Below are 24,301 nucleotides of genomic sequence, written 5' to 3'. Positions count from 1 at the left end.
TTTACAGCATTGGAGGTCGCCGATTTTAACCCTGATGTCCAGAAACCCCATCGACACACCCGTGCGGACCGGCGCAGATCAGGACCTCGACGCCGTTCCCGTGGTCCGTTTCGAAGGCGTGTCGATGCGCTACGGACGGGGTCCCGAAACCCTGCGCGACGTCGGCTTTTCCCTTGCCCCCGGGTCGTTTCACTTCCTCACCGGCGCCTCGGGCGCGGGCAAGAGCTCGCTGCTCAAGCTGATCTATCTGGCGCATCGTGCGTCACGGGGTCGCGTCGAGCTGTTCGGACGCGACATCAGCCTGGTCCACGCCGGCGACCTGCCGTTCCTGCGCCGCCGCATCGGCGTGGTGTTCCAGGAATTCCGCCTGCTCGAACACCTGTCGGTGTTCGACAACGCAGCCCTGCCCCTGCGCATCGCCGGCCGCAAGCCGGCCACCTATCGCGACGACGTCGCCGAGCTGCTGCACTGGGTGGGCCTGGGCGAGCGCATGCACGCCCTGCCGGCCACCCTGTCGGGCGGCGAGAAGCAGCGCCTGGCCATCGCCCGCGCCGTGGTCGACCGGCCCGACGTGCTGCTGGCCGACGAACCGACCGGCAATGTCGATCCGGCGATGTCGCTGCGCCTGCTGCGCCTGTTCGTCGAGCTCAACCGCCTGGGCACCACGGTGCTGATCGCCACCCACGACGAGGAGCTGGTCGCCCGCGCCGCCCGCCCGGTGCTGCACCTGGAGCACGGCCGCCTGATCGAGCCGGGCGAGGCGTGATGAGCGGTCCCTTCGACATCAACCGCTGGAAGCCCGGCCCGCTGCTGCCGCCGCGCGACGCCCGCGACGGGGCGCTGGTCTTCGTCGTCGCCGTGCTGTGCTTCCTGGCCTGCCTGACCGCCCTGGCGGCCCTGGCCGCCAACCGCGCCGCCGAGGGCTGGAGCGCCCAGCTGACCGGCTCGGCCACCGTCGTCGTCCGCGCCAAGGCCGGCGAGACGCCCGACAGCGCCGCCGCCCGCGCCGCCGAGACCCTGGCCGGGGTCAAGGGCGTCACCCAGGCCCAAGCCCTTACGAAGGACAAGGCCGAGGCCCTGCTGGAGCCGTGGATCGGCCGCGACGCCCTGGTCGCCGACCTGCCGACCCCGCGCCTCGTCACCCTGGACCTCGATCCCAAGGCTCCGGCCTCCGCCGAGACCCTGACCAAGGCCCTGCGCGAAGCCGCCGTCGACGCCATCGTCGACGACCACAGCCGCTGGATCGCCGACATCGAGCGCGGCGCGGGCCTGGCCCGCTGGGCGGCGCTGGGCGTCTTCGCCCTGATCGCCGCCGCCGCCGCCGCCGTCATCACCTTCGCCACCCGGGCGGGCCTGGCCGCGCGGCACGAGGTGATCGAGGTGCTGCACCTTTCAGGGGCCGAGGCCGGCTTCATCGCCAGGCTGTTCCAGAACCGTTTCGCGGCCATGGCCGCCAGCGCGGGCTTGCTCGGCGGCGCGGCCGCGGTCATCGTCGGGATGACGGCGCGGCTGGCGGGGGGCGGCACGGGCCTCACGCCGGTGTTGCCGCTGGCGTGGATCGACCTTCTGGCGCCCCTGCCCTGCCCGCTGATCGCCGCCCTGGTCGCGGGGCTGGCCGCGCGCGCCGCGGCCCTCCGCCTGCTGAAGGACATGCCGTGAAGAGCATCGCCGCCTTTCTGATCGTGGTGATGATCTGGACCCTGGGCCTGCTGGCCTTCACCTCGCGGGTGGAGCGCTCGACCCCGGCGGCCGATCCCCCCGTCTCCGACGGCGTCGTGGTGCTGACCGGCGCCTCGAACCTGCGCCTGGAGGCGGCCACCAAGCTGCTGGAGGCCGGCAAGGGCAAGCGCCTGCTGATCTCGGGCGTCAACCGCGAGGCCACCCGCGCCGACGTCCAGGACGTCACCAAGGCCGTCAAGCCGATCTACGACTGCTGCGTGGACCTCGGCTTCGCCGCCGCCGACACCGTCGGCAACGCCCGCGAGACGGCCGAATGGGCCAAGGCCCGCGGCTACGAGAGCCTGATCGTCGTCACCGCCGACTATCACATGCCGCGCTCGATGCTTGAGCTGCACGCCACCATGCCGGACGTCGAGTTGCACGCCTATCCGGTGGCCACCGAAAGCCTCAACGCCCGCCGCTGGTGGAAGCGCAGCCACACCGCCCGGCGGATGATCGTGGAATACTGCAAGTACCTGGCGATCCTGGGGCGCGAGGCGTTCCTGAACCTCGGTCCGAAAGACAAGCCCGCCGAGACGTCGGCGAAGGAAAAAGACACTTGATCTACCTGCGCTCGTTCCTGTTCCAGCTGTTCTTCTGGCTGTGGTCGGCCACCCTGGCCACGCTGATGCTGGTGACCCTGCTGATGCCGCGCGCGGCCAACCGCGCCGTGCTGCGCTTCTGGTCCCAGGGCGTGATCCTGGCCCTGCGCGTGCTGGCGGGGGTGAAGGTCGAGGTGCGCGGCAAGGAATACGTTCCCACCGGCCCGGCGCTGGTGGCCGCCAAGCACCAGTCGATGTTCGACGTCTTCAGCCAGTTCGCCATCCTGCCCGACGCCTGCTTCGTGATGAAGAAGGAGCTCTTGATGGTGCCGCTGTTCGGGTGGCACGGCCTGAAGGCCAAGATGATCGTCGTCGATCGCAAAGGCCACTCGACGGCCCTGAAGAAGCTGGTCCGCGACTCCATCGATCGCATGAAGGAGACCCGCCAGGTCGTGATCTTCCCCGAAGGCACCCGCGGCAAGGTCGGCGAGCCCGGCGACTACAAGCCCGGCATCGCCGCGCTCTATCGCGAACTGGAGCTGCCGGTGACCCCGCTGGCCCTCAACTGCGGCCAGCACTGGAAGCACAAGAGCCTGCTGGTCGAGCCCGGCGTCATCGTCTTCGAATACCTGCCGCCCATCCCCGCCGGCCTCAAGCGCGGCGAGTTCATGCGCGAACTGCAGACGCGGATCGACACGGCGACCAAGGCGCTGGAGGACGAACACATCTGATCCTTCTCCCCTTGCGGGAGAAGGTGGCGGCCGAAGGCCGACGGATGAGGGGTCTCTCAAAAATGAAACGCCGCGACAGCCGATCAGCCGTCGCGGCGTTTTCGTTCGTGCAACCCCTCACCCGACCTCGCTCCGCGAGGCCACCCTCTCCCGCAGGGGGAGAGGGGTCAGGTTTCGAGCGCCTCGACCATCTTCAGCAACGCCTCCATCGCGTGATCGCGCACCCCGTCCTCGCGCAGGTGCCCGACCAGATCTCGCAGATAGTCGATGTTCGGCCCCGACAGCCCTCGCGCCCCGGCGATCAGCTCCGCCTGCTGCTCCAGACTCAGCGCCCCCGCCCATTGGCCGTGCTTGCGGTCGGACAGGAACACCAGGGCCGGGACCTCGCCGTTTCCGTCGATCTTCAGCTTCGACCAGGCCTCGAAATAGGTCTCGGTCGGCTGCTCGCGTTCGCGCAGATAGGCGTAGACCTCGGGCCAGGCGCTTTCCGCCACCCGATAGGCGACGCCGCGCACCGCCCCGCCCGGAGCCAGGCCCAGGACCAGGCCCGGACGCTCGTACGTCCCCCGGTGATGCACCGAATAGATGCAGAAGGCGCGCCTGCGCCCATGGAGGACCGCCGTTCTTCGGTCTATGAACGGGAACCCGGGCCGCCACATCAGCGATCCGTAACCGAACACCCAACGATCGCCGCCCCGCGGCTGCTCGCTCGACACGCCTAACACCCTCACCGACCGGAACAGCCCCTTCGCCCATGACCCATAGCGACCCGACGCCGTCCCGCAAGCCCCGCCGTCGCGGCCTGGTCCTGCCTTTCGTCCTCGCGGCCCTGGTCTGCATCGTCTGGAGCGTCGGCTGGTTCTGGCTGCGCAACGAGATGGTCACGCGGATGGACGCCACCGCCGCCCACCTGAAGGCCGAGGGCTACGACCTGTCGTGGACCAGGCGCGAGGTCACCGGCTTCCCCTTCCGGCTGGACGTGCGGCTGGAAAACGCCCGTGTCGCCGAGCCCTCGGGCTGGGCCGTCCGCGCGCCGCAGCTGAAGGGCGAGGCGATGATCTACGGCGTCGGCCACTGGATGATCGTCGCCCCCGCCGGCGTGGTGCTGACCCGTCCGGAAAAGGGCGAAGTGGTCGTCACCGGCGAGGCCCTGCGCGCCAGCCTGGCCGGCTTCGACCAGTATCCGCCGCGCATCTCGATCGAGGGCGCCAAGCTGGTCTTCACCACGGCCGCCGACGTCGAGCCCTTCCCGATCAGCTCGACCGACGCCCTGCAGCTGCACCTGCGCGCCGGGCCAGACGACCAGGCCGCGATCCTGTTCAAGGCCGATGGCGCCAAGGTGGCCTTCACCGGCCTGCTGGGCCGCATCGCCCAGGACCGCACCGCCTCGCTCTATTGGGACTCGCGCCTGTCGAAGGCCTCGACCCTGCGTGGCGAAAACTGGACCGACGCGGTGCGCGACTGGACCGCCGCCGGCGGCGCCATCAGCGTCGAGAGCGGCAAGCTGACCGCCGGCGACGCCCTGATCGAGGCCAAGTCCGGCGCCCTGACCGTCGATCCGAACGGCCGCCTGCGCGGCGCCCTCGACGTCACCGTACGCGAAAAGCCCAGCCCCGCCGAGGCGATCACCGACGCCCGCTCGGCCGCCGCCGCGATCGCCGCGGCCGCCGGCCAGGACCCGACGCTCAGCGCCACCCTGGACTTCCAGAACGGCCGCACGCGCCTGGGCCCCTTCGACACCGGGCCGTCGCCGCAGGTGTATGTGCCGCGCTAGGGGAAACCCTCTCTCGTTGAGAGAGGGAGGGGCCCACCGCGAAGCGGTGGGAGGGTGAGAGGTTTCACCGTCTGCCGGTAAATCCCGCCACCTACACAACCGTTGGCCTATCGGCTCAAAGAGAGCGACTATCCAAGCTCCCATGCACTCCGGTTCTACCGACTGGAGCCCCGCCGCCGCCGCGCCTTGTTCGGACAGTTTGTAACCTCTCACCCTCCCACGCCTTCGGCGCGGGCCCCTCCCTCTCTCTATGAGAGAAGGATCTTAGACCAACGCAATTTCCTTCCCCGGCGATGCGGCTATTGCGCCCTTCGCGGCAAAGTCTATGTTCCGGCCCTCATTTTCGGGGATAGACATGGGTCGCGACGCGGACGAGACGCCGCCCTCGCTGGACGAGGTCCGATGGCGCATCGACGCCATCGATAGCCAACTGCTCGCGCTGATCGACGAGCGGGCCGGCCTGTCGCGCGCCGTCGCCACGGCCAAGCGCGCCGCCGGCGACACCGGTTTTGGCCTGCGTCCCGGCCGCGAGGCCCTGATCGTCCGCAAGCTGCTGGCCGCGCCGCGCAACGACGCCTCCGACGCCCTGCTGATCCGCATCTGGCGCGAGCTGATGGCCGACAGCCTGTCGCGCCAGGGCCCGTTCCACCTCACCGTCTGGGGCGACGGCCGCACGGTCGAGCTGGCCCGCTCGCGCTTCGGCGCCGCCCCGCCGATGGCCGTGGTCGCCGCCGAGAAGGACGCCCTGGCCGCCGCCAAGACGCCGTGGGGCGTCGCCGTGCTGGGCCTGCAACCGGGCAGCGCCTGGTGGGGCCGCCTGCTGGCCGAACCCACGCTGAACATCTTCGCCGCCCTGCCCTGCCTGACCCGCTGGGGTCCGCAGGCCGCCTTCGCGGTGGCCGAAGTCGAGGTCGAACCGACCGGCGGCGACCAGACCTTCTGGGTCACCGATAGCGCCAAGAGCGCGACCGCCATCGTCGAGGCCCTGGGCGTCGACGGCGTCGCCGCCGAACCGGTGGCCGAGGCCGGGGGGCTGAAACTGTTCTCGCTGTCGGGCTTCTACCAGCGCGACGACGAGCGTCTGGCCCGCGCGCCGGGCCAGCTGTCGGGCGTGGTCGGGGCTGCCCCCGTTCCCTTCGACGTGTAAGTAGGGCCGCGCCTCTTCCAGGCGCTCGCCGAGACCCGTGATGACCGCTTCCGACCGCTCCGCCTCGCCCCGTCCGCTGCCCAAGCCGGGGATCCTCGACATCGCCGCCTATGTGGGCGGCAAGTCGAAGATCGAGGGGATCGCCCATCCGGTGAAGCTGTCGAGCAACGAGAACGTCCTGGGCTGCAGCGAGCAGGCCAAGGCCGCCTATCGCGACGCCGCCGACCGCCTGCACGTCTATCCGGACGGCAAGGCCAGCGGTTTGCGCGCCGCTGTCGCGGCACTCTACGGCCTGGAGCCCGAGCGCCTGACCTTCGGCGACGGCAGCGACGAGATCTTCGCCCTGCTGTGCCAGGCCTATCTCGAGCCCGGCGACAACATCGTCCAGGGCGAGCACGGCTTCGCCGCCTATGCGATCGGGGCGCGCGCCTGCCAGGCGGAAGTGCGCTTCGCCGCCGAGCCGAACCGTCGCATCGACCTCGAAGAGACCCTCAAGCAGGTCGATGACCGCACCCGCATCGTCTTCGTCGCCAATCCGGCCAACCCCACGGGCACATGGCTGACGGGCGAAGAGATCCGCGACCTGCACGCGGCCTTGCCGCCGTCGGTGATCCTGGTGCTGGACGGCGCCTATGCCGAGTTCTGCACCGATCCGCGCTTCGAGGACGGCCTGGCTTTGGCGCGCGAGGCCCGGAACGTCGTCGTCACCCGCACCTTCTCGAAGATCCACGGCCTGGCGTCCCTGCGGGTCGGCTGGGGTTATGCGGACGCCGACATCATCGATCCGATCGAGCGCATCCGCCCGCCGTTCAACACCTCGATCCCGGCCCAGGAAGCGGCGATCGCCGCCCTGGCCGACCGCGCCTTCGAGGCCGCCTCGGTGGCCCTGGTCGAGCAGTGGCGGCCGTGGCTGGCCCAGCAGCTGGGCGGGCTTGGCCTGAGCGTCACGCCGTCGGCCGCCAATTTCGTGCTGGTCGACTTCCCCACGACGCCGGGCAAGACCGCCCTCGACGCCGAGGCTTTCCTGGCCGGCAAGGGCTATCTGGTCCGCGCCGTCGCCAATTACGGCCTGCCCAATTCACTGCGCATCACCATCGGCCGCGAAGAGCACAACCGCGCGGTCGTGGATCTTCTGGCCGAGTTCGTGGGGCGGTAGGAAACCTCCCCTCCCCCTCGATGGGGGGGGAAGGGTCGGGGATGGGGGTGACCCCCGCCGCTCCGCCGCACTACGATCGACCGCCGCATCACCCCCACCCAACCCTCCCCCATCGAGGGGGAGGGCTTATAAGAACAAAGCCATGTCACCCACCGGCCTGCTCTATCCCAAGATGACCGTCGTCGGCGCCGGCCTGATCGGCGGCTCGGTGATCCTGGCCGCGCGCGCCCACGGCGTGGTCGGCGAGGTCACCATCGTTGACGCCAGCGAGGCCCACCGCGCCCGCGCCATCGAGATCGGCCTGGCCGACCACGTCACCGGCGACCTGGCGGAAGCGGTGAAGGACGCCGACCTGGTGGTCATCGCCACCCCGGTGCTGTCGATCGGCGAGGTGGCCGCCGCCGTCGCGCCGCACCTGAAGCCCGGCGCCACCCTGACCGACGTCGGTTCGACCAAGGCCACCATCGCCGAGGCCTTCCGCGCGCCCGAGCTGGCCAAGGTGTTCCCGATCCCCGGCCACCCGATCGCCGGCACCGAGCAGTCGGGTCCCGACGCCGGCTTCGCCGAGCTGTTCGAAGGCCGCTGGACGATCCTGACGCCGCTGGCCGATCGCGACGACGAGGCCTACGCCGCCGCCGTGGCCAAGCTGTCGGCCTTCTGGCGGTCGTTCGGTGCCCAGGTCGAGCTGATGGAGGAGAAGCACCACGACCTGGTGCTGGCCGTCGTCTCCCACCTGCCCCACCTGATCGCCTACACCATCGTCGGCAGCGCGGCGGACCTGGAGAACGTCACTGAGAACGAGGTCATCAAGTACTCGGCCTCGGGCTTCCGCGACTTCACCCGCATCGCCGCCAGCGACCCGACCATGTGGCGCGACATCTTCGTGGCCAACAAGGACGCGGTGCTGGAGATGCTGGGCCGCTTCACCGAGGACCTGCAGGCCATGAGCCGCGCCATCCGCTGGGGCGACGCCGACACCCTGCACGCCCACTTCACCCGCACCCGGGCGATCCGCCGCGGCATCGTGGCGGCCGGCCAGGAAAGCGCTGAGCCCAACTTCGGGCGCGATCGCGGCAAGCACTAGTTTTTGATCCCTCTCTCTTTGAGAGAGGGAGGGGCCCGCGCCGCAAGGCGTGGGAGGGTGAGAGGTTTCACTGCTGGCAAGCGGAACCTCCAGGCCCGCGCCCAAGCCCGACAGTTTGAAACCCCTCACCCTCCCACTGCTTCGCAGCGGGCCCCTCCCTCTCCCTATGGGAGAGGTTTCTCCGCGCGCCGCTGGACTATTTTACACTCGTATAGCAACCTCCCTCCCAGACGCCTCCTGGGGAGAGAGACGATGACCGACACCCGTGACGCCGTGATCATCGGCGGAGGCCATAACGGCCTCGTCTGCGCGTTCTACCTGGCCAAGGCGGGGATGAAGGTCACCGTCTGCGAAGCGCGCGGCGTGGTCGGCGGGGCGGCGGTGACCGAGGAGTTCCATCCCGGCTTCCGCAACTCCGTGGCCAGCTACACGGTCAGCCTGCTCAATCCGCGGGTCATCGCCGACATGGACCTGCACGGGTTCGGCCTGACCTTCCTGGAGCGGCCGATCTCGAACTTCCTGCCGATCTCCGACGACAAATACATCAAGCTCGGCGGCGGGCTCGAACGGACCCAGGAACAGTTCCGCAAGTTCAGCCGCCGCGACGCCGAGATCCTGCCGGCCTACTACGCCATGCTCGACGAGATCGGCGACGTGCTGCGCGCCCTGGCCCAGGAGACCCCGCCCAACCTGGGCGACGGCCTGCCGGGGATCCTGCGCGCCCTGCGCCAGGGCGGGCGTCTCGCCATGCTGTCGCGCGAACGCAAGCGCGACCTGCTCGACCTGTTCACCAAGAGCGCGCGGGATTTCCTGAACGGCTGGTTCGAGAGCGAGCCGGTCAAGGCCGCCTTCGGCTTCGACGCCGTGGTCGGCAACTACGCCAGCCCCGACACGCCCGGCTCGGCCTATGTGCTGCTGCACCACACCTTCGGCGAGGTGAACGGCAAGAAGGGCGCCTGGGGCCACGCCGTCGGCGGCATGGGCGCGATCACCCAGGCGATGGCGAAGGCCTGCGAGAAGGCCGGGGTCGAGATCCTGCTGAGCGCGCCGGTCGAGGGCGTGCACGTGGATGCCGGAAAAGCCGTGGGCGTGCAGCTGGTCGACGGCCGCCAGATCATGGCCCCGATCGTCAGCGCCAACGTCAATCCGGCCCTGCTCTACAAGAAACTCGTCGCCCCCTCGGCCCTGCCGGCCGACTTCCGCAAGGCGATCGACGGTTACAAGAACGGCTCGGGCACCTTCCGGATGAACGTGGCGCTGTCGGAGCTGCCGGACTTCACGTCCCTGCCCGGCAAGGCGATGGCCGAGCATCACCAGAGCGGGATCGTCATCGCCCCCAGCCTCGACTACATGGACGCCGCCTATCGCGACGCCAAGGCCGACGGCATGAGCAAGGCCCCGATCGTCGAGATCCTGATCCCCTCGACCATCGACCCCACCCTGGCCCCGCCCGGCCAGCACGTGGCCAGCCTGTTCTGCCAGCAGTTCGCCCCGACGCTTCCCGACGCGCGGTCCTGGGACGCCGAGCGCGAGGCGGCCGCCGACCTGATCATCGACACGGTCGACCGCTGGGCGCCGAACTTCAAGGCCTCGGTGCTGGGCCGGATGATCCTGTCGCCGCTGGATCTGGAGCGGAAGTTCGGCCTGATCGGCGGCGACATCATGCACGGCAACATGTCGCTGGATCAGCTGTGGGCCGCCCGTCCGCTGCTGGGCCACGCCAGCCACCGGGCGCCGATCAAGGGCCTCTACATGTGCGGGGCGGGCACACATCCCGGCGGCGGGGTGTCTGGCAATCCGGGCCGCAACGCCGCCCGCGAAATCCTGCGCGACAAGGATTTCACCACGGCGGTGAAGCTGGCCGTGGTGGGGCGGTGAGCGGCATGACCGCCCTCTCCAACCACGACCCCCAATCCGACTGGGGCCTGCCCGGCTGGATCTACGGCTCGGAGCGGTTCTTCCGCGAGGAGCAGGACAAGGTCTTCCGGCCATCCTGGCAGATCGTCTGCCACCTCAACGACATCCCGAAAGCCGGCGACTTCCACACCTTCGACTTCGTGGGCGAGAGCCTGGTCGTGGTGCGCGGCAAGGACGGCGGGGCCAAGGCCTTTGCGAACGTCTGCCGGCATCGCGGCGCGCGGCTGCTGGACGGCCCCACCGGCCGCTGCGGCCGCATCGTCTGCCCCTACCACGCCTGGACCTACGACCTGGAGGGCCGGCTGATCGGCGTGCCGATGCGCGACGACTATCCGGCGCTGGAGATGGACAAGCAGGGCCTGGCCAGGCTGGACCTGGAGATCTGGCGCGGCTTCGTCTTCGTGCGGCTGGAGGGAGATGGCCCGAGCGTCGCCGACATGATGGCCCCCTACGAGGCCGAGGTCGCCCATTACCGGTTCGAGGAGCTGCAGCCGTTCGGCCGCGTCACCCTGCGGCCTCGCGACGTCAACTGGAAGAACATCAGCGACAACTATTCCGACGGCCTGCACATCCCGATCGCCCACCCCGGCCTGACCCGGCTGTTCGGCAAGGGCTATGGCGTCGAGGCGCAGACGTGGGTCGACAAGATGTGGGGCCAGCTGATCGACGAGCCGTCGAACAATCCGTCCGAACGTCTCTACCAGGCCGTCCTGCCCGACGTTCCGCACCTGCCGGCCGACCGCAAGCGCCTCTGGACCTATTTCAAGCTCTGGCCGAACTTCGCCTTCGACATCTATCCCGACCAGGTGGACTTCATGCAGTTCATCCCCGTCTCGGCCACGACCACCATGATCCGCGAGATCGCCTACGCCCTGCCCGACGACCGGCGCGAGATGAAGGCCGCGCGCTATCTCAACTGGCGCATCAACCGCCAGGTCAACGCCGAGGACACCGAGCTGGTGGCGCGGGTGCAGCAGGGCATGGCCTCGCGGACGTTTACGGCAGGACCGCTGGCGAGCAGCGAGGTGTCGTTGAGGAGCTTCGGGCGCAAGCTGCGGGCGCTGATCCCGGAGAGCCGCCTGCCTCGGCCGCCGGAGGGGTGGTGAAGACCCCCTCCGCCCCTCCGGGCCACCTCCCCCAGAGGGGGAGGATCTTTTGGCGCGCCCCCAAGATGCTCCCCCTCTGGGGGAGCTGTCGCGGAGCGACTGAGGGGGTCTTCCCATGACCCGCGCCCCCTTCACCCGCGAAGCCCCCGACGTCCGCCGCCAGGCCCTGGTCGCGGCCGCCGAGGCCGTGCTGGCCCGCGAAGGCGTGGCCGGAACCTCGGTGCGGACGATCTGCGCCGAGGCCGGTGTCTCGGCCGGCCTGCTGCGGCACTATTTCGAGGGCGTCGACGAGCTGATCGCCGCCGCCTACGAGGCGGTTGACCAGCGGATCGACGCGGCGCTGGAGGCGGCCGTGGCGGCGGCGGATCGCGATCCCCGCGCGCGGCTCTCGGCCTATCTGGCCGCCAGCTTCGCCCCGCCGGTGCTGGACGCCGAGCTGCTGGCCGCCTGGATCGGGTTCTGGAGCCTGGTCAAGACCAAGCCCCGCATCGCCGCCATCCACGCGGCCTCCTACGCCGCCTACCGGGCGCGGCTGGAGACCCTGCTGGCCGACTGCGGCGCGCGCGAGCGCAGGCTGGCGGCGATCGGCCTGACGGCGATGGTCGACGGGCTGTGGCTGGAGCTTTGCCTGGACCCCAGCACCTTCTCGCCGGCCGAGGCGGTGCGGGCGCTGGAGGCGGCCGCCGGCGCCTGGCTAGGCTGAAGAAAAGGCTGGGTTCGCATGCAAGTATGGGCGGCGTTGACCAAACTCCTCCCCCGTAGCGAAGCGTGCGGGGGAGGTGGCGCGGCGCCATCGGCGCCGTGACGGAGGGGGCGACCGCAAACTCAGCGCCCAGTCTCGCCCCCTCCACCACTTCGTGGTCCCCCTCCCCCGCAAGCGGGGGAGGAGCAGGCACGCCAACGTTCTGAAACAGCCCAAGAAAAAGCCGCCCCGACGGCGTCGGAGCGGCTTGGAAGTCAGCCTAGATTGAAAAATTCGGGATCAGGCGGCGGCGGCGGCCGCGCCGGCCAGGCCCTTGCGGCCCCAGGTCGGACGGCGGGCTTCCGGTTCGGCGATGTGAACCTCGGCGTAGCGGCCCTGGCTGGTCATGTGGCGGGCCAGGAGCTGGGCCAGGGCCACGGCTTCGTGCTGGCTCGGGCAGGAGCTGATCAGCTCGGGCGAGTCGTTCCAGGTCACGTGCCAGACGCCGGCGACCGGACGGACGTAGTAGTGGTTCGAGTCGGCCATGGGGAGGCTCCTTGATCGAGGCTGACGCCAGCCTCCCCCCACGGGCGGCTTCGCGACAGCTGTATCAATGCTGCACAGCAACATCGAGTTGCAGCGCACAATGCACACGCCGCGCCAGGTCTCAAGCGGTTAATTTTTTGGCGCCAAGGGAACCCTAATCTTTGTAGACGACGCCGCCCTTCATCACCTTGGCCACGTCCTGCAGCAGCCCGACGTCGGCCAGCGGATCACCGGCCACCGCGATCAGATCGGCGTAGCAGCCGGCCTGGTCGCAGCCGACGTCCTTGTCCTTTCCCATCAGGGCCGCGGCGCTGGTGGTCGCCGACTGGATCGCCTGCATCGGCGTCATGCCGTAGCGGACCATGTAGGGCAGCTGGCGCGCGTTCCAGCCATGGGGATAGACGCCGGCGTCGGTGCCGTAGGCGATCTTGACCCCGGCCTTCACGGCCTTCCGGAAACCGTCCCGCTGGGCGTCGGTGGTCTCGCGGTTCTTGCGCAGGGTCTCGGCGGGCCAGCCGTTCTTCGTGCCGATCTCGTCGATGTAGTCGCCGTTGTAGATGTCGGCGACCAGCCAGGTTCCCCGCGCCTTCATCAGGGCGATGCCCTCGTCGTCGATCAGCGAGCCGTGCTCGATCGAGCGCACCCCGGCCCGCACCGCCACCTTGATCCCCTCGGCCCCGTGGGCGTGGGCGGTGGCGTAGGTCCCGCGCTTGGCCGCCTCCTCGACGGCGGCCTCGATCTCTTCCTTGGATAGCTCCAGCTGGCCGGGCTCGGTGCCGACGGTCAGGACCGCGCCGGTGGCGATCAGCTTCAGGAAGTCGGCGCCGTGCACCAGGATGTCGCGGGTCTTGCGATGGGTGTCGGCCACGTCTTCCACGACGCCCCGGCGCATCTCGGCCGGGATGACCACGTCGGCGGCGATGCCGGTCACCTCCCCGCCCCCGCCCGGCGTCGTCACATAGGCCCCGGCCACCGACATGCGCGGTCCCGGGACCAGGCCCTTGTCGATGGCGTCCCGCAGCGCCACGTCGCCGAACGCGCGCCAGGTTCCGACGTCGCGCACGCTGGTGAAGCCGGCCATCAGGGTCGTGCGGGCGTGGGCAGCGCCGATATAGGCCTGCTCGGCGGCCGTGGTCAGCAGCGGCTCGGCGATGTTCTCGGTCTGCTCCTGGTCGACGATGTGGGTGTGCATGTCGATCAGGCCCGGCAGCACGGTCAGGGCCGACCAGTCGAGCACCGGGCCGTCGGTCGGGGCGCCGGTCCAGGCGGTGACGGCGACGATGCGCTCGCCCTCGATGCGGATCAGCCGGTCGGTCAGCACCTTGCCGGCGACGGGATCGATCAGCCGTCCGGCGTGGACGTAGGAGACCTTGGGGGTCGGCTTGGGCGCCTCGGCCGCCAGGGCTGGCGCAGCGGTCAACGCCGCCAGGGCGGCGGCCAGGGTCGAACGCAGCATCATGCGATGGGCCTCACGCACGCGCCGCACGGCGCATCAGCAGATGGACGGGAACGCCGGCGGCCAGCAGCACCAGACCCCACAGCACGGCTTCCTTGCCGGCGCCGAACAGGGTGAACACCGCATAGAGCCCGGCCAATACGGCGACGACGGTCAGCAGCCGCGAACCCGGCACGCGGCCGGCGTGTTGCAGCTTCAGCGCCGCCAGGGCGCAGGCCAGGTAGGTGAACAGCGAGGCCGTGGTCGCCAGCAGGGCGATGAAGGTGAAGAGGTCGGCCATCGACTTGGCGTAGTTGATGCCCACCAGCACGCTCAGGAACAGGCCAGAGACCAGGTGCGCCCGCACCGGCGTGCCGCGGCTGGACGACTTGCCCAGAAAGGCCGGGAACACCCCGCCCCGGGCCATGGCGTAGGGCATCTCGCCTTGCAGCAGCACCCAGCCGTTCAGGGCCCCGAAGGCGCTGATGGCGGCGAAGGCGGCCACGGCCATGGCCGCGCCGGATCCCCAGAACCGGCCGATGAACTCGGCCATCGGGGCGTTGGAGGCCTTCAGCGCGTCGGGCGGCGACAGCAGCACCACCGCCGAGCAGACCAGCAGGTAGACGCCCCCGGTGAAGGCCGCGCCGAACAGGGTGGCGCGCGGGATGGTGCGGGCGGGATCCTTGACCTTGTCGGCCGGCACCGTGGCCGACTCCAGGCCCAGCAGCGCCCACAGGGTCAGGGCCGAGGCGGCGACGAGGCCAGGCCCGCCCAGGTCGGAGACCCGCAACGGCGCCGAGACGGCGGTCGACCCGGCCTGGGTCAGCAGCCAGGCCGACAGGCCCAGCACGGCGGCCAGCGGCAGCAGCTTGAGGACGGTGGTCACCACCTGCACCTCGCCGGCCAGCTTGGCGCCGAAGCAGTTCACGCCGATCAGCCCCCAGATCAGGCTCAGGGTCACCAGGGCGTGCAGGCCCGGAACCTTGGCGATGGCGGGGACCAGCACCGACAGATAACTCACGGCCCCCGTGGCGATGGCGGCGTTGCCGACCCACAGCGAGATCCAGTACGCCCAGGCGACGATGAAGCCCGCCGCCGGCCCGAAGGCTTCCTGGGTGTAGGCGTAGGGCCCGCCCTCGCGCGGCAGGGCCGCCGCCAGCCGGGCGAAGACGAAGGCCAGGCACAGGCCGCCGGCGATGGTGACGATCCAGCCCAGCACCCCGTTCCAGCCGTACGGGGCCAGCGAGGCCGGCAGCATGAAGACGCCCGAGCCGATCATGTTGCCGACGACAAGGGCGCTGCACATCCAGAAGCCGAGGGCCTTGGGCGCGGGCGTACTCATAAGGTCATGCTTTCACCAGCACGATGAACGCGCAACCGCCTCCGTCCCGAAGGACGGAGGCGGCGCGTGCGTGGTCCGCGATCAGAACTTCTGGCCGAACTTCAGGCCCATCGTTCGTGGCTGGTTGGGGATCACATAGACGTTGTCGCCGCACACCGCCTCGGCGCACTGGACGAAGCGGTTGTTGCTGGCCCGCTTGTCGGCGACGTTGGTGATGTAGGCCGACAACGACCAGGTGTCGCGGCTGAGACCCGCCGACAGGTCGAAGGTGACGAAGCCGCCGCCCGTCCCCAGGATGCCGGACTCCTCGGTCCGCAGGTCGGAGAAGACGTCGGACTGGCCGACCCCCGAGCCCTGGACGAAGGCCCTGAACGAACCGGCGTCGAACTCGTAGCGGGCCGTCACGTTGGCCTTGTACTTGGGCGTCACCGGCAGGCGCGTGCCCGACGGCGCCAGCGGCGAGGCGCAGGTGGTCACCGGATTGCCGGCGCTGTCAGTATAGCCGCAGTAGTTCTCGGCCAGCCTGGCGTCGGTATAGGCGGCCGCGGCGTTGATCGTCAGGCCGTGGATCACCGCCCAGGTGATGTCGGACTCCAGGCCCTTGATCTCGGCCGCGCCGGCGTTGCGGATCTCGGTCAGGCCGTTGGGGCCAAGGATCGAGAACTGGAACTTGTCCCACTTCTCGAAATAGGCCGCGCCGTTCCAGCGGAAGCGGTTCTGGGCCCAGCTGGTCTTCCAGCCGAACTCGTAGTTCTTCAGATAGTCCGACAGGTACGGCGCCAGGGTGCCGCGCCGGTTGATGCCGCCCGGCCGGAAGCCTTCCGAATAGGTGACGTAGACCAGCTTGTCGTCGTCGACCTTGTAGGTGAGGTTGAACTTGGGCGTGTTGCCCGTCTCCTTCACCCGCTTGTCGAGGTTGGTGCAGGGCGAGCCGGCGACGACCGGCCCCTTGAAGCACGCAGCCACGCCGGTGCCGCTGCTGTAGCCCGATCCATAGCCGTAGAAGCCGACCAGCGAGTTGTCGGCCTTGAAGAAGCGGATGCCCGCCGTCGCCGTCAGCTTGGGCAGGATGTCGAACGACACCTCGCCGAAGGCGGCGCTGTCGCGGTCGACGCGCTTCTGCTCCGTCAGCCAGATGGTGCCCGGATGGCCCTCCACCGACAGCGACTCGCCCAGGGCGTCGATCTTGTAGTCCTGGTGAATGCCGTGGGTCTGGCGCTGGTAGAACAGGCCGGCGACGAAGCGCAGGCGGTTCTCCTGCGGCGAGGACACGCGCAGTTCGTGGCTGACCTTGGAATAGCGGTCCTTGCCGTTGATGTACTGCGAGGGATCGACCGGATTGCCGGCGTCGTCGGTCCAGTAGGCGCCGTAGCCGTACAGCGTGTCGTAGAAGTAGGAGTAGTCAGTGTAGTCCTGCTCGGTCAGCACCGTCCGCTCCAGGTACGAACCGGCATAGACGATGTCGAGGTTGCTGATCTTGCCCTCGACGGTAAGGGCCGCCTGCACCCAGCGGTCGTCGGCGCTTTCCGGATAGTAGTGGCTGATCTCCAGGTCGCCGACCTCGGGATCGTAGCCGGCGAAGCCGTTCGACTTCTGCACCTGGCCCATGACCTGCGGCGTGACCGACCAGTTGTCGCCGATATCGACCTTCACCGCCGCCCGGGCGCCGTAGGTCTCGGTGTCGTTGTAGTCCTTCTTGGCCACGCCATCGTTGTCGATGGTGACGCCCGAGGTCGGATAGGTGCGGATCGACGGCACGTTGTCGATATAGCCGCCGGTGCGCTTGCTCCAGCCGACCAGGCGCACGGCGACCGTGTCCGACAGCGGCTGGTTGACGAAGCCCTCGGCGACATAGCCCGCGTCGCCGCCGGCGATCGTGTTGACCTCCAGGTCGTAGCCGGCCTTGAAGCTGGCGGTGCTGGGCTTGTTGGTGATGATGCGGATGGTGCCGGCCTGCGAGCTGGCGCCATACAGCGTGCCCTGCGGCCCGGCCAGGGCCTCGACCCGGGCGATGTCGTAGACGTGGATGTCGAGCGCGCCCTGGATCGTGGTGATCGGCTGCTCGTCGAGATAGATGCCGACGCTGGGCAGCGAGCCCGAGTGGTTGCCGTCGCCGCCGCTGGCCACGCCGCGCATGTAGACCTGGTTGAAGCCCGAACCGGAGCCGGTGAACGACACGCTGGGCAGGAACTTCACATAGTCGGCGAAATTGGTGACCTGCAGCTGCTGCAGCTTGGTCTCGCCCAGCGCCTGAATGCTGACCGGAACGTCCTGCAGGTTTTCCGAACGCTTCTGGGCGGTGACCACCACCTCTTCCAGCGCCACCCCGCCGTCCTGCGCCAGAGCCGCTCCCCCGAGCGCGCTTGACGACATCAGGGCCGTGACCAGCAGGCCCGACCTCATTGTTTTTGAACGCATAATCGGCACGTGTTCACTCCTTGGCCCCAAGGAGAACAACGTTCTTTCAGTTAATCTGAGGTCGCAAGCAGCAAAGCTTCACGTTGGCGCAATTCATGAGACTGTTGCAAAAACGGCAGTCTCGGAGCCCGGTGGTCAAATAACGGGCGCGGCGGGATAGGTGGTCAAAACCGGCCCGAGGGCCGCCTTCAGCGGATCCAGCCACGGTTCATAGTTGCGCCACTGATCGACGCCGTCCTTGAAAATCGGCTGGCGCACCTGCTCGGAGCTGGCGGTGCGCACGGCGCGGTCGTTCTGGTGGAAATTCAGGCACGCGTCCTCGAACGGCAGGCCGCAATGGTCGAGCAGCCGCCGGATCTCGGCCTCCGGCGACTCGACCATCTCCTCGTAGATCACCCGGTGCACGCGCCCCGGCAGCACGGCGTCGAAATGGGCCATCAGGTCCACATAGTCGGCGTAGTAGCGGCCGATGTCGGTCAGGCCGTAGCTGAAGGTCTGGCCCCGCGCGAAGTGCTGCTTGAACCCCGAGAAGCAGCAGCCCAGCGGATGGCGCCGGGCGTCGATGATCCTGGCGTTCGGCAGCATCAGGTGGATCAGCCCGGCGTGCGCGAAGTTGTTGGGCATCTTGTCGACGAAGAACGGCCGGTCGGTCTTTCGCTGCACCCGGGTGCGCTCGAGATACTCCTCGCCAAGCGCCTTCAGGGCGTCGGCGTCGAGACCGGCCAGGGCCTCGGGATAGGCGCTCGCCCCGCCCTTCCCCGGCTTGCCGCCCAACCGCTTGGCGATGGCGATCACGTCGGGCAGCTCCATCGTGCCCTCGACCTGGGAGTGGCTGGCCAGAATCTGCTCGATCAGGGTCGAGCCCGAGCGCGGCAGGCCGACGACGAAGATCGGGTCGGGCGCGGCGCAACCCCGCCCCGCTCGCTCGGCGAAGAACGACGGCGTGAACAGCGCCTTGCTGCGCGCCGCATGCGCCGTGGTCTCGTCGGCGTCGTAGCGGATCTGCACCCGGCGCAGCTCCGCGCCCCTGGTGTAGTGGCGAAAGCTCTCCTCGTAGCGGCCGGCGTCCTCGAGCGCCTTGCCCAGGGCGTAGTGCAGGTGGAAGCGGTCCTCGTCGACCAGGTCGGCGACGGCCAGCTGGCCTTCCATCGTGGCCAGGTCCTCGTCGGAGAAGCGCAGGGTCTTGAGGTTGGCCAGGCTCCACCAGGCCTCGCCCAGCATCGGCGCCTGCTCGACGGCCTTGCGATAGGCCGCCTCGCACTCGGCGCGGCGGCCCAGGGTCTTCAGCGCGTGGCCATAGCTCATCCAGCCCTTGGGCTGATGCGGATGCCGGGCCAGCACGTCGCGATAGATGCCGACGGCCGCCTCGTACTCGCCGATCCGCACCAGGGCGGCGGCGCGCAGGTTGGCGTAGGCCGGATGGCGCGGGTCGGCCGCCTGCAGCAGGTCGAGCTCGGCCAGCGCTTCCAGGGTCTTGTTCTGGCGATAGAACAGGGTCGCCAGGTTGTGGCGGGCGGCGGTGAAGCCGGGCGTGAAGGCCAGGGTCTGGGTCAGGATCCGCTCGGCGTCCTCGTAGCGGCCCAGGCGCGCGGCCACCTCGGCCAGCATGCGCAGGGCGGCCGGCTCGTCGGGCCTGGCCGCCAGATAGGTTCGCAGGCCATGCTCGGCCTCCGCCAAACGTCCCTCGACCAGGGCCGAGGCGGCGGCGATCAGAGCCGGATCGCGCACCGAAGCCTGGATCTGCCGGTCGCCGGCGTCCTGCGCGCCAGCCATGTCGCCCAGCACCGTCAGCCCCACCGACAGCGCCCGCCAGGCCTCGCCGAGGCCAGGGTTCAGCATCGTCGCCCGCCGCAGCGCCGCCACCGCCTCCTGGGTGCGACCAAGATCCAGCAGCACGAGACCATGCTCCAGCTGCACCTCCGGGGCTTGAGGCAGCGCGCGCGACAGCGGGTCGATCACCGGCAGGGCGGCCGCCGCGTCGCCCGACAGCCGCAGGGCCGCGGCCAGGATCAGGGTCGCGCCCGGATGACGAGGCGCGGCCTCCAGGATCGCCAGGGCCTGCTCACGCGCCAGTTCGGGATCATGCGAAAGCAGCCTCGCCGCATGGGCGAGCGCCGTGGCCAGACTGCCCGTCGGCTCCGAAACCTGCCCCTGCATCTCACCCCGCCACGCTTCGTAACGGGAGTATCGGAGGGCGACGCTGGTCGGGTGTCAATCAGGCCGACGGCCAACGGCGCGAGGCGAAGGCGATTGCCCGGGGCGCGGGCCTAGGCGGGGTCCAGGGAAGCAGGCGCGCCGAACACCGGCAGAATGATCGGCCGGCTCAGGTTGCGGCCACGCACGCCGCTTTCGAGAAAGGCCTCGCATTGCGGAAAGAGCCCGGCCAGCCGCCGGGCCAGCCTGGCCGAGGCCTTCGCCGACCAGAAGCGGTTGGGCGCCAGCCAGGGCTTGCCCCAGAAATGATAGTACTTGCCCTTGCGCGGCACGAGATTGGCCTGGTCGAACGGCCTTTGCTCGCCGGCCCGCTCCCGCTCGACGGCCACCTGGAACCGCGGGTCCCGATACTTGTCGAACTGGATGGTGACCGACTTGAACAGGCCCTGCTCGGCCTTCTCCAGACGGATCTCCAGACCGCTGACCGCGCGGCCGCGATCCCCGCATTCGAGGCTCACGGGAACATAGCCCGCATCGAGAAACCTCTGGAGAAACACCGTCTCCACCTGTTCGGCCAAGCCGCCGGTCCTGGGCCCGCACAGCCGGACCCATTTCGCGAACCGCTTGGGGCGCTGATAGGCCAGGGTCATCAGGAGTTCCCGGAGGCAGGGCCTGCGGTCAGGCCCCGGTCTCGTCCACGGCGATGATCACCGGCTTGCCGCGCGACCAGGGCTCCCACCCCGCCGCCACGGCCGAGGCGATGGCCTTGCCCACCAGCTTGACGGGGATCTGCTCGGGCTTCAGCTGCGGCGCGCCGTAGCGGGGCTGCTCGCCCGGCGGAAACTCGATCACGACCTCGCGCTTGCCTTCCTTGTGGTGCACGCAGATCGCCATGCCGTGCCGCTCGACGGGATCCTTCGACCAGTGGGGCGTGCGCTGCAGCCGCCAGACATAGGTCTCGCCGTCGACGTCGATCTCGAATTCGGGGTTCAGCTTGGTTCGCGCCATGTGGGGGTTGTTAGCCCGACGAACGCGTCCAGGCCAGCCCGTCCCGACCCGCGCTTGACTCATTTCGATGTTTAGCTAATCATCACATCATGAGCCAGGTGTTCAGAGCCCTTTCCGATCCGACCCGCCGCAAGGTGCTGCTGCTCCTGCGCGAGGGCCCCTTGAGCGCCGGCGAACTGGCCGATCAGTTCGACGTCTCCAAGCCAACCATGTCGGCCCATTTCGCGGTGCTGAGGGAGGCCGACCTGGTGCACGCCGAGAAGGCCGGCAAGTCCGTCATCTACCACCTGAAGCTCTCGGTGCTCGAAGAGGCGCTGCTGGGCTTCGTCCAATCGTTCGGCCTCGGCGAGGACGCGCCGGCGCCCCCGTCGATCAAGCAGGAGATCGCACGATGAGCACGATGAAGAAGGACATGATCGCCGACCTCGCCTGGGGAGTCGGCATCGTCGTGCTGGCCCTGGCGGCGAGCTTCGCGCGCAAGCTGGGCTATATCGACACCGACACCGTCAACAGGCTGGTCATGGGCGCCATCGGCCTGATGGTCGCCTGGTTCGGCAACCGCATGCCCAAGCGGTTCGTCCCCATCGCCTGGGCCCGCAAGGCCAACCGGGTCGGCGGCTGGTCGATGGCGCTGAGCGGCCTCGTCTATGCCGGACTGTGGGCCTTCGCGCCGCCGCAGGTGGCCGTGCTGGGCGGCTGCGGCGCGATCCTGGCGGGGCCGGCGGTGACGATCGGCTACTGCCTGTCGCTGCGGGCCAAGGCCGCCTGAGCGGGACGCGTCCCTAGAGGCGGTCCCGCATCGCGTACCAGGAAAGGCCCGCCACCGTCAGCGGCCAGCGCAGCAGCCGCCCGCCAGGGAACGGCGGGGTCGGCAGGCGCGACAGCAGCTCCACCCCGCCCGTCTCGCCCAGGGCCGCGTCGGCCAGCAGCTTGCCGAACCACGGCGCCAGCATCACCCCCTGCCCCGAATAGCCGGCCGCGACCCGCACCCCCGGCGCCAGTTCGCGCACATAGGGCGCGCGATGGACGGTGATCCCCAGGCTCCCGCCCCACGCATGAGTCACCTTCACGTCGGCCAGGTCGGGGTAGATCTTCAGCATGTGGCGGCGCACGAAGCTCGGCAGGTCCGGCGGAAAGCCCGGCCGGTAGTTCTCGCCGCCGCCGAACAGCAGCCGACCGTCGGGCGTCTTGCGGAAGTAGTTCACGACGAAGCGGCTGTCGGCCACGGCGGCGTTGGAGCGGATGATCGTCTCGGCGCGATCTCCCAAGGGTTCGGTGGCCAGGACGAAGTTGTTGATCGGCATCACCCGCGCGCGAGCCTGCGGGCCCGCCAGCTCGTCCAGATAGCCGTCGCCGGTCAGGATCAGCTGATCGCACAGTACGCGGCCGGCGGCCGTCTCGACCACGATCTTGCCGCCCTCGCGGCGCCCCCCTTCCTTGCGCCAGGCCCGCGCGCGGCTGCGCTCGTGGATCGTCGCGCCCCTGGCCAGCGCCGCCAGCGCCAGGCCCAGGGCCAGGTTCAGCGGATGCAGGTGGCCGCCGCCGTTGTCGCGCGTTCCGCCGTGATAGACGCCCGTGCCCAGTTCCTCGGCCAGGGCGTCCTCGTCGATCAGCTCCAGCTCGTGATAGCCGTAGCGGGCGGCCATGAACTCGATGTGGTCAAGGTCCTCGCCCTCCCCGCCGCTCTTGTGGCGGGCGTGGATCATGCCCGGCGTGAAGTCGCAGGCGATGGCGTGCTCGGCGATCAGGGCCGACAGGTGCGAGCGGGCGTCCAGCGACATCTTCCACAGCGCTATCGCGTCGTCGCGGCCGACCGTCTTCTCCAGCCAGGCCTGGTCGTTGCGCTGGCCCGCATGCACCTGCCCGCCGTTGCGCCCCGAGGCGCCGGACCCGACCTGGGCGGCCTCCAGCACGACCACCGAGACCCCGCGCGAGGCCAGTTCCAGCGCCGCGCCCAGACCGGTATAGCCCGCGCCGACCACGCAGACGTCGGCCGTGGTCTCGCCGTCGAGGGCGGGGAGCGGCGGCAGGGCGTGCGCCGTGGCGGCGTACCAGGAAGCGCTCGGGTGGCCGGTGTTCAGCATGCTCGGACGCCACCTCTCCCGTAGGGAGAGGGTGAACAAAGGCGACCGCCCCTAAACATTCAGCAGCAGGAACTCCCGCTCCCACGGACTGATGGTGCGCATGAAGGTCTCGTACTCGGCCTGCTTCACCCGGACATAGGCGCTGCAGAAGGTCGTCCCGAGGATCTCGACCAGGGGCTTGGCGTCCTCGAACAGGGTCACCGACTCCAGCAGGCTGCGCGGCAGCTCGATCCCCCGGGCGCTGGCGTCGATCTCGACCGGCGCGGTGGGCGCCAGGTTCTGGGTCATGCCCAGGTAGCCGCAGGCCAGCACCGCGGCGATGGCCAGGTACGGATTGGCGTCGGACGAGGGGATGCGGTTCTCGACCCGGCGGTTGGCCGGATCCGACGGCGGCACCCGCAGGCCGCAGGTGCGGTTGTCGTAGCCCCACTGGGTGTTGACCGGCGCGCCGCTGTCGCGGGCGATGCGGCGGTAGCTGTTCACGTAGGGCGCCAGGATCGCCATGATCGCCGGCAGGTAACGCTGCTGGCCGGCGATGAAGGCGTAGAAGGCCGGCGTCGCCTCGCCCGTCTTGGGGTCGGAGAACAGGTTGTCGCCGTCCTCGGTCAGGATCGACTGGTGGATGTGCATGGCGCTGCCGGGCTCGCCGGCCATCGGCTTGGCCATGAAGGTGGCGTAGATGTCGTGCTCGAGCGCCGCCTCGCGGATGGTGCGCTTGAACATGAACACCTGGTCGGCCAGTTCCAGCGGCGTGCCATGGCGCAGGTTGATCTCCATCTGGGCCACGCCGCTCTCATGGATCAGGGTGTCGATCTCCAGGCCCTGGCGCTCCGAGTACTCGTACATGTCCTCGAAGAGGGCGTCGAACTCGTTGACCGCGCTGATCGAATAGCCCTGACGACCGCTCTCGGGCCGGCCCGAGCGGCCGATCGGCGGCTTCAGCGGATAGTCCCAGTCGATGTTCTTCTCGACGAGATAGAACTCGATCTCCGGCGCCACGATCGGGCTCCAGCCCTTCTCGCGATAGAGCGACAGAACCCGGCGCAGCACCTGGCGCGGGCTTTCCTCGACGGGCCGGCCGTCGGGGTGGAAGGCGTCGTGGATCACCTGGGCCGTCGGGTCCTGGGCCCAGGGCACGGTGGCCAGGGTGGCAAGGTCCGGGGTCAGGAAGATGTCGGTGTCCGACTGCACCGCGTTCACCGCCCCCTCGAACTCGGGGAAGTCGCCGGTGATGGTCTGGTAGAACACCGCCAGCGGCAGGTTCATCGAGGGTGTCCCCAGGAACTTGCGCACCGGCATGATCTTGCCGCGCGCGACGCCGGCCAGATCGGGAACGACGCACTCGATCTCCTCGATGTTCTGGCTCCGGAACCAGGCCTGGGCCTCGTCCAGCGTCTTGACCCCCCGGGTGATCTTCGGACCGTCGTGGTTCTTCTTGTGCTTGGGCTTCATGGGG

23 protein-coding genes are annotated in these 24,301 nt (G+C 69.5%); 13 read left to right on the top strand and 10 right to left on the bottom strand.

Translation table 11 applies throughout. From position 1 onward, the window contains the following. The first annotated feature begins 34 nt into the window (after window positions 1–34). The 4 genes from ftsE to AC07NG_RS00855 are packed head-to-tail and all read left to right on the top strand — an operon-like array spanning window position 35 to window position 2,992. Entirely contained in the window at window positions 35–766 is a 732-nt protein-coding gene (gene ftsE, locus AC07NG_RS00870) for a cell division ATP-binding protein FtsE (RefSeq protein WP_487287775.1), read from the top strand. Beyond that, entirely contained in the window at window positions 766–1,659 is an 894-nt protein-coding gene (locus AC07NG_RS00865; protein WP_494591546.1) for a cell division protein FtsX, read from the top strand. The genes ftsE and AC07NG_RS00865 overlap by 1 nt, the downstream gene beginning before the upstream one ends. Beyond that, the gene (locus tag AC07NG_RS00860) at window positions 1,656–2,282 is read left to right on the top strand and encodes a YdcF family protein (RefSeq protein WP_494591544.1); all 627 of its coding nucleotides are present in this window, start codon (window positions 1,656–1,658) and stop codon (window positions 2,280–2,282) included. Before AC07NG_RS00865 ends, AC07NG_RS00860 begins: the two co-directional genes overlap by 4 nt. Continuing rightward, on the top strand, window positions 2,279–2,992 hold the full coding sequence (locus tag AC07NG_RS00855) for a lysophospholipid acyltransferase family protein (protein ID WP_487287778.1): 714 nt from the start codon (window positions 2,279–2,281) through the stop codon (window positions 2,990–2,992). The genes AC07NG_RS00860 and AC07NG_RS00855 overlap by 4 nt, the downstream gene beginning before the upstream one ends. Window positions 2,993–3,159: 167 nt before the next feature. Here the strand turns inward: AC07NG_RS00855 and AC07NG_RS00850 are convergent, their stop codons facing one another. Further along, a complete protein-coding gene (locus AC07NG_RS00850; RefSeq protein WP_494591542.1) occupies window positions 3,160–3,708 on the bottom strand; it encodes a gamma-glutamylcyclotransferase in 549 nt (182 codons plus the stop codon). A gap of 38 nt (window positions 3,709–3,746) precedes the next feature. Here AC07NG_RS00850 and AC07NG_RS00845 point away from each other — a divergent pair, with 38 nt between their 5' ends. The 7 genes from AC07NG_RS00845 to AC07NG_RS00815 all read left to right on the top strand — a co-directional run bounded on the left by AC07NG_RS00845 (window position 3,747) and on the right by AC07NG_RS00815 (window position 11,879). Further along, on the top strand, window positions 3,747–4,766 hold the full coding sequence (locus AC07NG_RS00845) for a DUF2125 domain-containing protein (protein WP_494591540.1): 1,020 nt from the start codon (window positions 3,747–3,749) through the stop codon (window positions 4,764–4,766). A 355-nt stretch (window positions 4,767–5,121) separates the two neighbouring features. Next, window positions 5,122–5,913 (top strand): chorismate mutase, encoded by a 792-nt coding sequence (locus tag AC07NG_RS00840; protein WP_494591538.1) that lies wholly within the window; start codon window positions 5,122–5,124, stop codon window positions 5,911–5,913. A gap of 40 nt (window positions 5,914–5,953) precedes the next feature. Continuing rightward, window positions 5,954–7,069 carry a histidinol-phosphate transaminase gene (gene hisC, locus AC07NG_RS00835; RefSeq protein ID WP_494591536.1) on the top strand — a complete coding sequence of 372 codons (1,116 nt, stop codon included), beginning with the start codon at window positions 5,954–5,956 and terminating at the stop codon, window positions 7,067–7,069. Window positions 7,070–7,211: 142 nt separating this feature from the next. Beyond that, entirely contained in the window at window positions 7,212–8,153 is a 942-nt protein-coding gene (locus AC07NG_RS00830) for a prephenate/arogenate dehydrogenase family protein (RefSeq protein ID WP_487287783.1), read from the top strand. Window positions 8,154–8,405: 252 nt separating this feature from the next. Beyond that, a complete protein-coding gene (locus tag AC07NG_RS00825) occupies window positions 8,406–10,031 on the top strand; it encodes a phytoene desaturase family protein (protein ID WP_494591533.1) in 1,626 nt (541 codons plus the stop codon). 5 nt (window positions 10,032–10,036) lie between these two features. Beyond that, window positions 10,037–11,176, top strand: a complete 1,140-nt coding sequence (locus tag AC07NG_RS00820) for an aromatic ring-hydroxylating oxygenase subunit alpha (protein WP_494591532.1) — start codon at window positions 10,037–10,039, stop codon at window positions 11,174–11,176. Between the two features lie 115 nt (window positions 11,177–11,291). Continuing rightward, window positions 11,292–11,879: a TetR family transcriptional regulator C-terminal domain-containing protein gene (locus AC07NG_RS00815; protein WP_494591530.1), complete on the top strand. Its 588-nt coding sequence runs from the start codon at window positions 11,292–11,294 to the stop codon at window positions 11,877–11,879. A gap of 279 nt (window positions 11,880–12,158) precedes the next feature. Here the strand turns inward: AC07NG_RS00815 and AC07NG_RS00810 are convergent, their stop codons facing one another. From AC07NG_RS00810 to AC07NG_RS00780, 7 genes are all read right to left on the bottom strand, one after another. Further along, entirely contained in the window at window positions 12,159–12,404 is a 246-nt protein-coding gene (locus tag AC07NG_RS00810) for a hypothetical protein (protein ID WP_487287787.1), read from the bottom strand. A 154-nt stretch (window positions 12,405–12,558) separates the two neighbouring features. Continuing rightward, entirely contained in the window at window positions 12,559–13,863 is a 1,305-nt protein-coding gene (locus AC07NG_RS00805; protein WP_494591528.1) for a Xaa-Pro dipeptidase, read from the bottom strand. A 10-nt stretch (window positions 13,864–13,873) separates the two neighbouring features. Next, a complete protein-coding gene (locus tag AC07NG_RS00800; RefSeq protein ID WP_487287789.1) occupies window positions 13,874–15,181 on the bottom strand; it encodes an APC family permease in 1,308 nt (435 codons plus the stop codon). A gap of 81 nt (window positions 15,182–15,262) precedes the next feature. Then, entirely contained in the window at window positions 15,263–17,599 is a 2,337-nt protein-coding gene (locus AC07NG_RS00795; RefSeq protein ID WP_494591526.1) for a TonB-dependent receptor, read from the bottom strand. 135 nt (window positions 17,600–17,734) lie between these two features. Next, entirely contained in the window at window positions 17,735–19,756 is a 2,022-nt protein-coding gene (locus AC07NG_RS00790; RefSeq protein WP_494591524.1) for a tetratricopeptide repeat-containing sulfotransferase family protein, read from the bottom strand. A 110-nt stretch (window positions 19,757–19,866) separates the two neighbouring features. After that, window positions 19,867–20,403 (bottom strand): hypothetical protein, encoded by a 537-nt coding sequence (locus tag AC07NG_RS00785; RefSeq protein WP_494591522.1) that lies wholly within the window; start codon window positions 20,401–20,403, stop codon window positions 19,867–19,869. Window positions 20,404–20,431: 28 nt separating this feature from the next. Continuing rightward, on the bottom strand, window positions 20,432–20,761 hold the full coding sequence (locus AC07NG_RS00780) for a hypothetical protein (protein ID WP_487287793.1): 330 nt from the start codon (window positions 20,759–20,761) through the stop codon (window positions 20,432–20,434). Window positions 20,762–20,850: 89 nt separating this feature from the next. Between AC07NG_RS00780 and AC07NG_RS00775 the strand changes: the two genes are divergently transcribed. Both AC07NG_RS00775 and AC07NG_RS00770 read left to right on the top strand, forming a co-directional pair. Further along, the gene (locus AC07NG_RS00775) at window positions 20,851–21,156 is read left to right on the top strand and encodes an autorepressor SdpR family transcription factor (RefSeq protein WP_494591521.1); all 306 of its coding nucleotides are present in this window, start codon (window positions 20,851–20,853) and stop codon (window positions 21,154–21,156) included. Further along, a complete protein-coding gene (locus AC07NG_RS00770; protein ID WP_494591519.1) occupies window positions 21,153–21,530 on the top strand; it encodes an SdpI family protein in 378 nt (125 codons plus the stop codon). Before AC07NG_RS00775 ends, AC07NG_RS00770 begins: the two co-directional genes overlap by 4 nt. A gap of 13 nt (window positions 21,531–21,543) precedes the next feature. Here AC07NG_RS00770 and AC07NG_RS00765 read toward each other — a convergent pair whose 3' ends face one another. Together AC07NG_RS00765 and AC07NG_RS00760 are read right to left on the bottom strand one after the other, a co-directional pair. Continuing rightward, on the bottom strand, window positions 21,544–22,845 hold the full coding sequence (locus AC07NG_RS00765; RefSeq protein ID WP_494591517.1) for an NAD(P)/FAD-dependent oxidoreductase: 1,302 nt from the start codon (window positions 22,843–22,845) through the stop codon (window positions 21,544–21,546). 51 nt (window positions 22,846–22,896) lie between these two features. Then, window positions 22,897–24,297 carry a glutamine synthetase family protein gene (locus AC07NG_RS00760; protein ID WP_110121895.1) on the bottom strand — a complete coding sequence of 467 codons (1,401 nt, stop codon included), beginning with the start codon at window positions 24,295–24,297 and terminating at the stop codon, window positions 22,897–22,899. Window positions 24,298–24,301 lie beyond the last annotated feature (4 nt).

Source organism: Caulobacter sp. GW821-FHT10C03 (genome assembly GCF_059415485.1).
The sequence above is the reverse complement of the archived record's forward strand: the minus strand, read 5'-3'. Positions and strand labels throughout refer to the sequence as shown.

Coding starts and splice junctions, on each gene's coding strand:
- AC07NG_RS00780 (WP_487287793.1), bottom strand. CDS start 20,761: ATGGCGCGAACCAAGCTGAACCCCGAATTCGAGATCGACGTCGACGGC.
- AC07NG_RS00815 (WP_494591530.1), top strand. CDS start 11,292: ATGACCCGCGCCCCCTTCACCCGCGAAGCCCCCGACGTCCGCCGCCAG.
- AC07NG_RS00845 (WP_494591540.1), top strand. CDS start 3,747: ATGACCCATAGCGACCCGACGCCGTCCCGCAAGCCCCGCCGTCGCGGC.
- hisC (WP_494591536.1), top strand. CDS start 5,954: ATGACCGCTTCCGACCGCTCCGCCTCGCCCCGTCCGCTGCCCAAGCCG.
- AC07NG_RS00800 (WP_487287789.1), bottom strand. CDS start 15,181: ATGAGTACGCCCGCGCCCAAGGCCCTCGGCTTCTGGATGTGCAGCGCC.
- AC07NG_RS00790 (WP_494591524.1), bottom strand. CDS start 19,756: ATGCAGGGGCAGGTTTCGGAGCCGACGGGCAGTCTGGCCACGGCGCTC.
- AC07NG_RS00795 (WP_494591526.1), bottom strand. CDS start 17,599: ATGCGTTCAAAAACAATGAGGTCGGGCCTGCTGGTCACGGCCCTGATG.
- AC07NG_RS00820 (WP_494591532.1), top strand. CDS start 10,037: ATGACCGCCCTCTCCAACCACGACCCCCAATCCGACTGGGGCCTGCCC.
- AC07NG_RS00785 (WP_494591522.1), bottom strand. CDS start 20,403: ATGACCCTGGCCTATCAGCGCCCCAAGCGGTTCGCGAAATGGGTCCGG.
- AC07NG_RS00760 (WP_110121895.1), bottom strand. CDS start 24,297: ATGAAGCCCAAGCACAAGAAGAACCACGACGGTCCGAAGATCACCCGG.
- AC07NG_RS00825 (WP_494591533.1), top strand. CDS start 8,406: ATGACCGACACCCGTGACGCCGTGATCATCGGCGGAGGCCATAACGGC.
- AC07NG_RS00830 (WP_487287783.1), top strand. CDS start 7,212: ATGTCACCCACCGGCCTGCTCTATCCCAAGATGACCGTCGTCGGCGCC.
- AC07NG_RS00865 (WP_494591546.1), top strand. CDS start 766: ATGAGCGGTCCCTTCGACATCAACCGCTGGAAGCCCGGCCCGCTGCTG.
- AC07NG_RS00810 (WP_487287787.1), bottom strand. CDS start 12,404: ATGGCCGACTCGAACCACTACTACGTCCGTCCGGTCGCCGGCGTCTGG.
- AC07NG_RS00840 (WP_494591538.1), top strand. CDS start 5,122: ATGGGTCGCGACGCGGACGAGACGCCGCCCTCGCTGGACGAGGTCCGA.
- AC07NG_RS00765 (WP_494591517.1), bottom strand. CDS start 22,845: ATGCTGAACACCGGCCACCCGAGCGCTTCCTGGTACGCCGCCACGGCG.
- AC07NG_RS00805 (WP_494591528.1), bottom strand. CDS start 13,863: ATGATGCTGCGTTCGACCCTGGCCGCCGCCCTGGCGGCGTTGACCGCT.
- ftsE (WP_487287775.1), top strand. CDS start 35: ATGTCCAGAAACCCCATCGACACACCCGTGCGGACCGGCGCAGATCAG.
- AC07NG_RS00775 (WP_494591521.1), top strand. CDS start 20,851: ATGAGCCAGGTGTTCAGAGCCCTTTCCGATCCGACCCGCCGCAAGGTG.
- AC07NG_RS00770 (WP_494591519.1), top strand. CDS start 21,153: ATGAGCACGATGAAGAAGGACATGATCGCCGACCTCGCCTGGGGAGTC.